Consider the following 12422-nt stretch of genomic DNA (forward strand, 5'->3'; position numbering starts at 1 on the left):
TCAGCCCGTCGTGGTCGGCGCCAAACCCGCCAGCGCGGCGGTGATGTCGGGTGCGGCGATGGTCATCAATTCCTCGTCGCTCATCGCCGCCACATTCACGTTTTCCTTGGTGAAGCGGTAATCGCGCTCGGCCTCGGCGGCCTCGACCACATTGCGGACGAACCGGCCGTTGCCCACCAGGTCGATCAGCCGGCGGCCGTTCCTGGACTGCTCGGCCAGCTCGGTGCAACGCTCGTGCAGCACCTCGCGGGCCTCTTCCGACAACAGCGAATCCTTCTTGCGCGCAATGACATCCGCGATCTGCACCAACTCGCCCGCGCCGTAGCTGGCGAAACGGATCCGCTTGGTGAACCGGGAGGACAAGCCGTCGTTCGAGGCCAGGAACCGATCGATCTGATCCTCGTATCCCGCGATGACCACGACGAGTTTGTCGCGGTCGTTCTCCATGCGGGCCAGCAGCGTGTCCACGGCCTCCTTGCCGAAGGCGTCGCCGCCGGACAGCCCCTCCTGGATCAGGGTGTACGCCTCGTCGATGAACAGCACCCCGCCGAGCGCGGAGTCGATCAGCGCATTGGTCTTGGGTGCGGTGTGGCCCAGGTGGGTGCCGACCATGTCGTTGCGGGACACCTCGATCACCTCGGAGTTCTCCACGACGCCGAGACCGGCGAAGATCTTCGCGATCACGCGGGCGATGGTGGTCTTACCGGTGCCGGGCGGACCGGAGAAGATCAGGTGCTGCGATTTGGATTCCACCGCGAGCCCGCGTTTGGCGCGGACCTGATCCATCAGCACACCCGACTTGAGCCGGTCGACCTGTTCCTTCACCGAGTCCATGCCGATCTGGGCCTCCAGCAGGTCGGAAGCCTCGGTGAGCAGGGTTTCGCGTTCCTCGCGCGCGGCCGAGGCCGCGGCCTCGCGGGGATCCTGTCCGGAGGTCGGATCCCACAGGTCGGTTCGCGAGGCGAGCAGGTCCGGCGTGGTCACCTCGAGCGTGTAGGTCTTGTCCCGGACCGCGCGCTGCCATTCCTCACGTTCGGACCACAGGCCGGATCCCTGCAGCCCCTTGAGGATTCGGTCGGCGGTCTCGCTGTCGCCGTTGTGCCGGTGCAGCATTCCGAGCAGAAAGTGCGCGTCCGCCCAGATGTAGGACAGGTTGCCCGAGGAGCTGTCCTCGACGATCCGCTGCGCCCGGGGCATCGCCTCGCCGAATCGTCCCAGGTGCGCGAGCGATCGGGCGGCCATCAGTTCGGCGCCGATATCCAGCAATCCGTCTTCGAGCACCGATTTGGCCTGGCGGGCGTTGACCACATCCAGCCAGCGTTTCGTCCGGAAGTACAGCGACATCCGGACGAAGTCCGATACGTCGTCGCTGGGCACCTGATCGAGGATGGCGATGGCCTCCTGCCACTCACCGCCCTCGGCATAGGAGCACGCCTGGGCGACCGCGATCTGGTCGCGATCGGCCATCGCGACGCGCAATCCGTAGATCCCGATCTCGACCTGACACCACAGCGCGCGATCGACCAGGCCGGCGCGTTGCTGATCGCGGTAGAGGTTGTGCGCGGAACGGTAGGCCCCGTAGATCACCTCGGAGGTGCACTCACCGGCCATCGCGCGGCCCAGCCAGGCATCGCACATGTCCGGGTCCAGATCGGTGGCGGCACGAAACGCCGCCAGAGCATGCTGTTCGTTGCGTATTCCCCCGGCGACCAATCCCAACGATTGGACACCCGTGTAGAACGCGTCCTCGGCCGCAGACACCTGGATTTCCCTTTCGCCGCACTCGCCTGCCCGAACGATAGACACTCGGCGTCGCGAGCCGATTCGTCACAGTTCCCACCCATGGGAAGTGTGCGGATCGGAGCGAGCCGAGGACGTCGTCGCACCCGCCTCGCCTGCATCAACGCATTAATTGTTGTACCGCTATTGATCGTGCCGTCGTTTAGCGGTACGATTGATCTCGGGTCCACAGTCCCTCATCCTGTCGGCCCAACCCCCTCAGGAGGGTGCCCGGCGGCCGCGATCCGGCTGCCGGGCACCGGCGGAGTTCATACCCCGCACGGGTCATCGGTTCCCTCATCCCGATGACCCGCCCATGGCGGCGGCCGGTGACGTTGGGGCGACGCACCGGCCGTCCCCGATTCACATCACCCGCACGACCACCGCTTCGCTCGGCATCCGCGACCATCTGACCGTCGAACCCGAGTGCGGCGCTTCGATGACCATCCCGTTACCGGCCGCCAATTGAACGTGCTCGGGCCCCCGCGCACTGAAGGAGCTGGCCGGAAAGACCAGGTCGCCGGGTCGCACATCCTGCATCGGAACCCGTACGCCGCTATAGATCTGCTCGTAGGTGGTCCGCGGCAGGAGAACTTTTCCGTCGCTGGCCTTCGCGATCGCGTACTGGGTGAGCCCGGAGCAGTCGAAGCCGCCGCCGGTCGGCCCCCCGGCGCCGCCACCGCCCCAGATGTACGGGGTACCGAGCCAGCCGCTGGCCGCGCTGACCGCGTTGCCCCCTGCCGTTCCGTCCGAAGCGATCGGGTGGCGAGGGCGGTATAGCGCCCGGCCGGTCGATCGTGCGCGCGGCCGGCGACGACGGCGGCGGTTCGACGATCCGGTGCGGCCGCGCGAAGCCTGTGGGATCGCGGGCGGAACGATCTTCGCCGCGTGCCTGCGCGCGGCGGCGACATCGGCATCGACCTGCTTGGTGGCGTCGGTGATCGTGGCGTGCGCGGCGGCCAGCAGCGCCGGTCCGCTGAATCGGGTATCGCCGAACGCGGAGATCGCCTGGACGCGAGCCCGCAGGTCGGCGATCTGATTGGTCAGCTGATTACGGCCGTTGAGCGTGCCGTCACCGGCGGCGGAAACGGTCTTGCCGACCGCCGAATCCTTGCCCGCATGTGCCTCGGCGACCGACATCTGCATACTGCGCGCGTCCTGGTAACCGTTCATCGCGGTACCGGAATGCCCGTTCGCGCCGGCGGCGATCTCCGCGACGGCGGCCGCCGTATTCTCCGCGGACGGCTGCCCGGTGCCGTAGAGGCCCAGGAGCGAACGCAATACCCCGTCCAGATCGTCTGTCAATTGTGGCGACATTGGGCCGACTCCCCAGCGCTCATTCGTGATCGCCCTCTCACATCGGCCGGTCGAAATAGCCCGCCATTCGCGAATCGACGGGTGTTCCGCGCTTCTCCGGGGCGGGGTTGTCGACGACTATGCGGCAATCGGTCCGGGAAGCGAAACCATTCTGCTTCCCAATCTCGGGAAGGCCGGACAATGAACGGGGACCTGAATGGGAGGCGATGCGACAGCATGGCGAACGGATTAGAGGTAGACGCCGAAGGCCTGGCGCCCCTGTCATCCCTCGGCCAGCAGCAGCTGGAGGTGGACGCGGCGACAGCGCAGAGCCCCCAGTACGAGTACACCCAGAGTCCCGCTGCCACTACGAGCGCCACGAGCCAGAGCGCCGACACCACGAGCCAGAGCGCGGATTCCGCGACCACCGGCAAGGTCGGGCACTATTGGACCGTACCGGCGCTGACCGTCCCCACCGGCGCGTCGAAGGCTTTGCGGGCGTTCATTTCGATGGCGCACGAAGCAATTCAGTCCGCGGTGGATCTGCTCGGCAGGAATATGCCCGAACTGCCACCATCGGTCGACGATCTGCTGCAACCGGTCGTGTATACCGATCTCGGAGAAGGCGAGAGCACCGACGCCTATAAACAAGCCCTGAGCAAGGTGCAGGCCGCGCAGACATCACTCCTGGGATTCGACCACCAGGTCGCACAGACCACTCTCGACGTCGCGGACGGGCACAGCGAAACCCTGACCGCCATCCAGGACATCGTCGAGAAGCTCAACACCGCCCTGGCGGCCGTCCCCGCGTCCTTGCTGAAGGGCCACGAGTCCACCGTCATGAAGTACATCGCCAGTGCCGTGGAGGCGGTCTACAAGAAGGTCGACGCGGTCTACTCCTACAACCAGAGTCTGGCCGGTAACTCCTCGGGAAGCAGCTCCTCGGACGGCAGTTCCTCGAACGACAGCTCTTCGGACGGCTCTTCCGGCAGCGGATCCGGCAGCGGATCCTCCTCCGGGAGTTCCTCCGGCTCGTCCACGGGCAGCTCGTCCGGAAGTGATGGACTCGGCAGCCTCCTGTCGGAACTCGCGCCGCTGGCCATGATGATCCCCGTGGGTCTCATGGCGCTGGCGCCGACATTGACCCAGATGTTGCAGCCGAACCAGGACAAGAACCACAACGGCCAGAACGGAACCGGCCAGCAGAATCCGGGTCAGGCCGCGCCCGGGAATCCGAACGCGCCGGGCGCCGCCACCGCGCCGCAGCCCGCCACCGCGCCACAGAGCGACCCCGCCGCCACGCCCCAGAGCCTTCCCGCCACCGCCCAGGGGAACAACCCCGCCACCACGCCCCAGAGCGAACCCGCGCCCGCGCAGCAGAACAATTCCGGCAGCACGCCGCAGCCCAGTTCGCCACCGGCGCTGCCGGCACCCGGTAACGCCACCACACCCGGTGTGCAGACCGCGGCGCCGAATACCGTCGCTCCCCCGAGCCAAGCGTAACTGGCTCGCGCACAACGTTATTCGGGTCAGGCGGGCTGCGGGTTCCTACCTCCCGCCGGCGCTGGACTCTGCGCTCCGTCCGATGCCACGACCTGTGTGGCGGGCGTGTCCTGCTGACCGGAACCGTCGGGGATACCGCCGGGATGGAAATACCCCATGAAATCGCCGTACTGACTCTTGCCGCCGGGGGGGAAGTTCGGATCGCCGAGCAGCACCGGTTGGCCACCGATCATCGCGTGCACTCCGGCATCGTCCTTGACGATCACCGCACTGCGGTGCTGCCACTGGACGATATCGCCGGTTTGCAGTTGCGAGCTGTCGACAGCGGTGCCCGGCGGATGCCCCACGGTGCCGGTATACGCGCCCCAGCCGTCGCTGCCATTCGGGTTCTGCGCCGCATTGTGCAATGCCTCGGCCACCGCCGACGGCACCTTGACCGAGCCGACGCCGTTCATCTTCAGATCCACCATGGCATTGGGATTGGTCGCGGGCGGCGGCGATGTGGCCGCGGCCGCGTGCACCGCACCGGCGAGCGAATCGCTGAGACTCTGCGGATTCGTATGCGCCACAGCGGGAGTCGCCGTCACAGTGCCCGGCACGGCAGTACTCGAACTACCGCTGCCGCCATTGTCACCGTTCAGCGTCTGCTGCGGGTGATTGATCGAGTTCAACGTGGTGCCCAGCGTCGGCAGCGTTGTCAGCAGCGGAGCGATCGCGCTCACCAGCGTGCTCAGAACGTTGCTCGAATCCCCGGAGGAGCCGCTGGCCGATTGGGTATTCGACGTATCCGTGGAAGCCTGCTGGGTCTGGGACTGCTGGCCGGAATCCGAACTGGTGTCGGATTGACTGGTGTCGGTTTGGGTGGTGTCGGTCTGGGTGGCGTCGGTGCTGCTGGTGGCGTCCGTGGTGCCGTCACTGAAATCATTCGGATTCAGGATGTCGGCCAGAGTTTTGGAGCTTGCGCTCGAACTCGTAGTCCCGTTCCCCTTTCCGGTGCCTGTTCCTGTGCCGGTGCCTGTTCCTGTGCCGGTCCCTGTTCCGGTTCCGGTGCCATTTCCATTACCATGGCTGCCACCGCCGCCACCGCCGGAAGCCTTCCCGTCTTTATATCCCTGCTTGTATTCCGGGGAATTCTTGTCGATCGTGTGCTTCAGATCCTGCATATGCTGGTTTACGGCATCGACCTTGTCCTGCGCCTTGTCGATCAGGTCGTAGATGTCACCGATGAGCTCGTTTTCCAGATTTTTCGGTATCTTGTTGTCGGCAGGAGTGGCGGTGGTGCGCGGTCCGGTGGCGTTGGGCGAGGTGATCACGATCGCGGCGGCCTGGAGCTTGTCGTGCACACCGCTGGTCTCCTTGCCGATATAGCTGAGCCCATTGGTCACATAGTCGGGGACCTTCGCGGTGTGGCCGTCGGTATCACCGTCCAGGCCGTTGAGCCATTTTTTGATGGAATTGATGTCGTCGACCTTGTCGGTGTACTTGTCCAGCATCACCGAATGATCGTCCGGATCTATCAGCTTGTCGTCGGTCAGCTTCTTCAGGATATCGGGCCGCTTCGACGGCTTGTTCAACTGTAATTGACGGGCCAGCGTATTGACCGCCAACTCTCCCATGGCGATCGTCGCCCGCAGAACGTCTGATTCCCCCTCCGGATAATAGAGGGGGTATTTGTAATCCGATGCCGACTGCTTGTGGTAGTCCCTGCCGGTGAGCTTGCCGCTCGACGTCTCAACCAGTGATCCGTTCTTCTGCAACTGAAGCCCGGCGTTGATGGTGCACGCCATCGATGACAGGTCCTTGACGGTCCCGATCCGCTTCCCGTCCTTCAGAATGACGAGATCACCGCTGGAACCGACACTCAATTGGGTGTCGTCGACATTCGTCCCTTTGGCGAGTGTCGTATTCCAGGTCTGCAGAACACCGTGATCCTTGTTGCTGAGAACCAACTGGCCGTTGGGTTCCCAGGTCAGGGTGTTGTCGCCGTTCTGCAGCGATTCGCCCGGAGCGAGATGCTGGTTGTAACCCAGCGTGTCCTTTCCATTGGCCGATGAACTACCCATCGCCCCGGCAGATCCTTTTCACCGTCGACCTCACCATCGTCGATCCTTCCCACGGGTGGGACCTGAGACCGGAGCCGTACATCGGGCGACCTGCCGACCGGCTATCCGAAGGCGGCCCGTCGCGGCCGCGAACTTTCTCATCTCACTCCGGCGAGACATCCGGCCGTGCCGTCGGTGGCGCCACCACCGGCGGCGGCGCCACCGATGGCGGGGCGGAGGCCGATACGACGCCGGGGGGCGGACCGGCCGTGACACTCGGTGCCACGACCCCACTGGGCGAAATCACCGGGCGAGCGACGCGCTCGGACTCGGCCGCGGACACCGCGGGCGGAACCTCCACGAACCGTGGATGTTTCACGATCTGATCGTGCGCGTACACCGCGTCCCGCAGTTGCTGCCGCGTCGGCTCCTCGGCCTGCAGCAGCACCAGTTCGTTGCAGCGGCGCTCGAACACCATCGCGCGCAGCGCGGCGACCTCGTCGTCGACGCGCAGGTCCCCGGGCTCGACCCGGCTGACATCGACCCGCCGCGGCAGCATCGCCGCCGACAGCAGATCATCGGCATCACGCAATTCCGCCCACCACGAGGCCGGGACCTCACGTCCCGATTGCAGTCCGTCGAGAATCCGCTGACGCAGTACTCGGGCGCCGCGGGCGTCCGCGGGTAGTGCCGCGCCCGCCCCCACCTTCGCCTGGGCGTCCGATGCCAACTCCAGACTGCGTTGCGCGATTTGCGAATCCGGCACGGCCGCAGCCTGTTCCAGCGCCTGCGTGGAGCCCGCGAGGCCCAGCCGGTCGGCGGTGTCGGGTGTGTACACCCGCAGATCGACGTCGTAGGCCGGGCCGACCATATCGGCCATCGAGGCGTTGTTGAATCGTGCGCGCAATCCCGAGTCGATGGGCCCCGAGGACACCAGCGCGGTCAATTCGGCGCCCGCCTTCGCGCCCCAGGCGAGACCGAATTCCGCCAGCACCCGCGCCGGATCCGAGATGCCCTCCCAGGGCGAGCCGAGCTCATCGGAATCGGCCGCCAGGAACTCGTCCCACAGCCACGGCGTGGATACCTCGCGCGGCAGGAAAAGCCCGGCGGGGAACCAGCCGCGACCTTCGTTGGAGGTGATGAAAACGCCCGCGCCGCTGGGACTCCGCATCACCGCGACCGACCAGTGCAGGCCGAGCACCGATGAATCCACCGCCGCCAGCACCGCACCGAGCAGGGCCTTGGCGACCACCAGGTCGTTGTCGACCGGCTCGCCCACCACGTACGCCGGTTGCGCGTCGCGTTCCCGCGCCGCGGAGACCGCCGCCGCGAACGGCGTCGGCACGGGGATCGGCGATGCGTCGCCGCCCGAGGGTGGTTGCCCGGCCCCGCGGTCGTCGCCCGGTGCGAAGACCGACCCGCCCGAAAGGAGCGATCCCGCCGGGCCGTTCGACATCGGCCCGGCGAGCGACGGCTCGACCGAGGGCGCGGTGGGACCGGTAGGTCCGGTCGGGCCGGTGGGGCCCGACTGACCGATCGCGCCGGGATCCGGGACGCCTCCCGAGGTCGACGCGGGTGTGCCCCCGCCCCCGGCAGAGGGATCGGTGGACGCCGGGCCACCCACACCGTTCAGCGGAGTCGAACCGTGCGAGGCCCCGCCGTTGGGATATTGATCGGCACCAGGGGTGCCGCCGTTCGTGAACGGCCCCGTACCGGGCAACATCGCGTTATCGGTTCCGGTCGGATGGCTGTGTCCCCCACCGGCATTGCGGATATTCGACGCGCCCTGGTCGTCGGCGTTCTCGTAGGCCAGCACGGCCTTCGCCAGCTGATCCGCGGTGCTGTCGTGCTGGTCGGCGAGATGATTACCGGCGTTTTCCCTGGCGGTGTAGTAGTTCTGCAGGGCCTGATACACCGGATAGGCGATGGTGCCGTAGCTCGGCAGGAAATTGTCGAGCCATTCCTTGGGCTGTTTGGCCCACTCCCGGGTGTCGCGGGCGACCCGTCTGTGTTGTTCCTCCAACCAGCGCAACGTAGCCATGTCGACATGGATGCTGTTGTCCGGCATGCTGAACAACTCCTTCCCACCGCAGTTGCCACTCATTGTCGATCGTTCCCATCACTGGGAACAGCCGTCGGATCGAAGCCGCACGTACCGCCGATACCGTCGACGGTCGACGGATACGCCCGAACGAGGAGGACGGTGTGGCCGACGAGCCGCGGGGGCCGACCACCGATGACGATCTCGCCCGGGAACTGACGCTGCACGGTCCGCTGGGCTGGGAGCGGGTGGACGCGGTATTCGCGATGACCGTCACCGCCGAGCTCGGCCATCTGGTGTATTCGGTCGGCGACCGGACGGTTTCGATGGATCCACCGGAGCAGGTACTCGCGCAGGTTCGCCGGCTGCGAGCGGCCGCCGCCGATTCGAGCGCGGGGCCGTGGTGGCGAATGCTGGTGGTGCTCGACAACTCCGGCGCGCTCGAGGTCGAGTACGACTACGGCGAGGAACCGTTCCCCGCGGGCCAGTTGTTCACCCCGGAGGTGTACCGCGCCGATCTGGAGGCGATCCCGCGGGCGCGAGTGCCGGTCTGGCTGGCCGCCTACGTCGGCCACGGCGACCGGCAGCGGCGCACCCCCGATCAGGCTGCGGCCCAAGCACGTTCGGATCGCACGGCCCGCGTCTGGGCGAGGCTGGCCGAAAGCGAATTTCCGCCCTTTCCCCTGATGTGGGCGCGGTGGGCGACGCTCGCGGCGGCCTTCGTCGCCACGGGGTCGGAGCTGGGCCCGCGGATGCAGCCGTGGACCGGCGTCTTCGAGGGGGTCGCGCGCGGAGGCTCCACGTTGTACGCGCTCCCGTCCGGGCGGGCGGTGCTGTCGGGCGGTGTGTGGAATGCGCCGAGTTTGCGGGCCGCGTACGCCGAGGGCGCGCCGATGCCGAAGCTCTATGCGGGCGCGCCGGATTGGGTGGCCGACCCGGTGCTGAACCCGCGTGCGGGTACGGGCCTGCTGTCCTTCTGCTACTGGTGGGAAGCGGGACGCTGGTATCGCGGGCAGTCGCCCTCGGCGGCGGAGTGCGCCTCGGCGGTACCTGGGATGTGGACCCACGACACCGTGACCGATATCGTCACGGATCTGGCAGGACACTCCGGTCGCGGCGATATCCGTTATGCCGCAGTGGCATTGGTGTCGGCTGCGGAGGCGGGCAGGGTTACCCGGGAGCTGCTCGCCGACACGTTCGGCGCGGACGGCGGGATCGATGGCGCGCTCTACCAGTGTTCGCTGGCGGGGCTGGTGCCACCGGCGCCCGAGCCGCTACCGGCCGAGGCCGCGACGGCCCGGGTGCGGGACTACATCACCGGGCGGCAGCTCGACACCACCGGATATCCGTTGTCCCGGTTGGTCGCCGAACGGTTCAGCGTCGGCTGGATGGTGTACTCACCGGTGCCCGGCGAAGAACTGGCGATCGGCCGGTCGATCTTCTATCTCGCCGACGACGGGGTGCTGGAGCACTCGTCCTCCTCGATCGCCCCGTCGAGATATATCGCCGATTTCGAGCGGCGATTCGCCGCCCGCCAGAGCCCGGCCGCCTGATGCGGGACCTTCGAGCCATCCCTACCGAACGATGAGGACGTCCCGTGGATCGATGGGAACAACAGGGACTGCGGTCGGCCAACAGCGGAATTCGCAACCAGGTCGAACACATTCTCGACGCCTACGAGGAACAACGCGCGCAGCTGTCCGAGGTCCAGACCCGTCTGGCGGCGGCGCGGTCGACGGCGAAATCGGCCGACGGCCTGGTCGAGGTGACCGTGGACACCGCCGGTGTGCTGACCGAGGTGCGGTTCGCGCCGGAAGCCATGCGCAGCAACCCCGACACCCTCGGTCGCTCGGTCACCGAGGCGGGACGAGAGGCCGCACGGCGTGCGCACGAACAAGCGCAGACCATCCTCGCCCCGATCGCGGAGGCCGCGGCGGCGATGCCGGAGCTGGCCGACCTGGTGCCCGGCGCCCCCAGCCTCCGGGATCCGCTTCCGGATGACGAGCTTCCCGCCAGCGGGAAGAGTTGACAATGTAGCGACAGCGGCCGGTAACGGGCGATCATCCTCTCGCACCGGCCAGCGGAGGTCGAAGGGTCGCGCATGGGTGAGTCGTTGCGAATCGACGCCGATCTGGCGCATGCGCTGACGACCGAACTGTCCGCCATCGCCGATGACGCGCAGCAGGATCTGAACCAACTGCGCGACGCCCTGGACCGGGAGGGCGAGTGCTGGGGTCACGACGAACCCGGGCGCGTGTTCGGCGAGAACTACGAACCCGCCGCGAAGAACGGGCTGACCAGCTTCACGCACCTGGTCGACAATCTGCGCACCCTGGGAAAGAACATCGGGGACGCCACCGACGCGATCAACGTCCAGGACCAGACCGGCGCCCAGCAGTTGCGTCAGCAGAGTTCCGGCTCGGATTCCGCTGCGCCGGAGAGCACATCGAATCAGGCGGGGCAGCGACAACCGACGTCCGCGCCGGCGGCGACATCCGCGTCCGGCGACACGACGGACCCGAATTCCGCCACCGCATCGTCCGCCCCGGCCACCACGACCGGTTCCGGCGACAGCACGGCTCCCGGCGATACCACCGCGGCCCCCGCGGCTTCGGCATATCAGCCGGGCATCAGTCCCGCCGATCCCACCTCATCGCCATCCGATCCCGCAGATTCCGGAACCGCCCCGCAGACCTCCGGGCAGCAGTCACCGGACTCCGCCGCCGACGCCGGGGGTTCTCCAGCGGCTCAGACCCGTGCGCCGCAAGCCGTTTCGGCCCCCGCGTCGGCCACCACGGCGTCGAAACCGCAGGCCCCGACCGCCGCCGCCGGGTCGTCGTCGAAGGTTCCGTCCTCGGACATCCCGTGGCCGGGCGCCAAGGCCGCACCGCAGCGCAACGCGGCGGGAACACCGTGGTCGCCGAGTTCCCCCGGCAATCCCGCACCCGGACAGGTACTTCCGCCCCGGCGACGCGCGCCCGGCCGGATCCCGCTCGAGCCGGAACCGGCCTCGCGACCGGAACGCAGAAAACCGCAACCGCCGCGGATCTCGGTGGGCGCGGAACGTACCGGCGCCGCTGCGGCACGGGCACTGGCGGATCGGCACGATCTGGATCTGGTCGGGTTCGATACCGGCGATGTCGACGACAAGACGGTGCGGGAGATCGCCGCGGCCGTCGACGCCATGCTCGAGCGGCATCCGTTCCTGGTCCTGGCCGGGATCGAGATCACCGAGCTCACCGATGGTGCGGTATCCCGTGTAGTGCCGAAACCGGCACGCGAGAAGAAACCGGCCGATGCGAAATCCGGGGCACGGATCCTGCTCGACGGGACGGCGATCACCGACCATGATCGGCTGTCCGAAAAGCTCCGTACGACAACACAATCCGGTGAATCCATCCTCGAATTCGAGGCCCGGCCGGTGTATTCGACGATGATCTACGCTTTCGGCGCGATCGCGCAGAACGCGGCAGGTCCGCAGGCGCGCCGACTCGCGCAGCGGACGCTGATCACCGAATATCACCGCATCAGCGGGCCGTGGCACGGGACCGAGACGCTGGCCCGGGTCGCCGGTGGCTATCGGCGCTGGCGGTCAGCGCTGAGCAGCCGGGCCTTCGCGCAGGGGCGCTTCAACCCGCGCGACGCGCTGGTGGCGGCATTCGCCGAGGTCGAACTGCGCGGCGAGCGCGCGGGCGCTCCGGCGCGGGTGCTGCACCGGCTGGTCGTCGAGCGGGCGCGCGAGCGGTCGAATTCGCTGTGAG

At 67.5% G+C, this 12422-nt stretch carries 8 protein-coding genes; 4 read left to right on the plus strand and 4 right to left on the minus strand.

What is annotated here, in order from left to right:
• Window positions 1-1761 carry a type VII secretion AAA-ATPase EccA gene (gene eccA, locus NM2_RS19430; RefSeq protein WP_067670597.1) on the minus strand — a complete coding sequence of 587 codons (1761 nt, stop codon included), beginning with the start codon at window positions 1759-1761 and terminating at the stop codon, window positions 1-3.
• A gap of 381 nt (window positions 1762-2142) precedes the next feature.
• Complete coding sequence (locus NM2_RS19435) at window positions 2143-3096, minus strand: C40 family peptidase (protein ID WP_067670599.1); 954 nt, start codon at window positions 3094-3096, stop codon at window positions 2143-2145.
• 216 nt (window positions 3097-3312) lie between these two features.
• Here NM2_RS19435 and NM2_RS19440 point away from each other — a divergent pair, with 216 nt between their 5' ends.
• On the plus strand, window positions 3313-4578 hold the full coding sequence (locus tag NM2_RS19440) for a hypothetical protein (RefSeq protein WP_067670602.1): 1266 nt from the start codon (window positions 3313-3315) through the stop codon (window positions 4576-4578).
• A gap of 26 nt (window positions 4579-4604) precedes the next feature.
• On the opposite strand, the gene NM2_RS49130 is transcribed toward NM2_RS19440, so the two are convergent.
• Together NM2_RS49130 and NM2_RS19450 are read right to left on the minus strand one after the other, a co-directional pair.
• Window positions 4605-6641, minus strand: coding sequence for a hypothetical protein (locus tag NM2_RS49130; protein ID WP_067670604.1), 2037 nt, complete (start codon window positions 6639-6641; stop codon window positions 4605-4607).
• Window positions 6642-6783: 142 nt separating this feature from the next.
• Complete coding sequence (locus NM2_RS19450) at window positions 6784-8688, minus strand: type VII secretion target (RefSeq protein ID WP_169816196.1); 1905 nt, start codon at window positions 8686-8688, stop codon at window positions 6784-6786.
• Between the two features lie 137 nt (window positions 8689-8825).
• Between NM2_RS19450 and NM2_RS19455 the strand changes: the two genes are divergently transcribed.
• From NM2_RS19455 to NM2_RS19465, 3 genes are all read left to right on the plus strand, one after another.
• A complete protein-coding gene (locus NM2_RS19455) occupies window positions 8826-10214 on the plus strand; it encodes a hypothetical protein (RefSeq protein WP_067670665.1) in 1389 nt (462 codons plus the stop codon).
• Between the two features lie 44 nt (window positions 10215-10258).
• A complete protein-coding gene (locus NM2_RS19460; RefSeq protein WP_067670609.1) occupies window positions 10259-10690 on the plus strand; it encodes a YbaB/EbfC family nucleoid-associated protein in 432 nt (143 codons plus the stop codon).
• Window positions 10691-10762: 72 nt separating this feature from the next.
• Window positions 10763-12421, plus strand: coding sequence for a hypothetical protein (locus NM2_RS19465; protein ID WP_067670611.1), 1659 nt, complete (start codon window positions 10763-10765; stop codon window positions 12419-12421).
• Window position 12422: the final 1 nt, after the last annotated feature.

Origin of the sequence: Nocardia miyunensis NBRC 108239, assembly GCF_001613065.1 — a bacterium.
GTDB classification, from domain to species: domain Bacteria; phylum Actinomycetota; class Actinomycetes; order Mycobacteriales; family Mycobacteriaceae; genus Nocardia; species Nocardia miyunensis.

Coding starts and splice junctions, on each gene's coding strand:
- NM2_RS19435 (WP_067670599.1), bottom strand. CDS start 3,096: ATGTCGCCACAATTGACAGACGATCTGGACGGGGTATTGCGTTCGCTC.
- NM2_RS19440 (WP_067670602.1), top strand. CDS start 3,313: ATGGCGAACGGATTAGAGGTAGACGCCGAAGGCCTGGCGCCCCTGTCA.
- NM2_RS49130 (WP_067670604.1), bottom strand. CDS start 6,641: ATGGGTAGTTCATCGGCCAATGGAAAGGACACGCTGGGTTACAACCAG.
- NM2_RS19450 (WP_169816196.1), bottom strand. CDS start 8,688: ATGCCGGACAACAGCATCCATGTCGACATGGCTACGTTGCGCTGGTTG.
- NM2_RS19465 (WP_067670611.1), top strand. CDS start 10,763: ATGGGTGAGTCGTTGCGAATCGACGCCGATCTGGCGCATGCGCTGACG.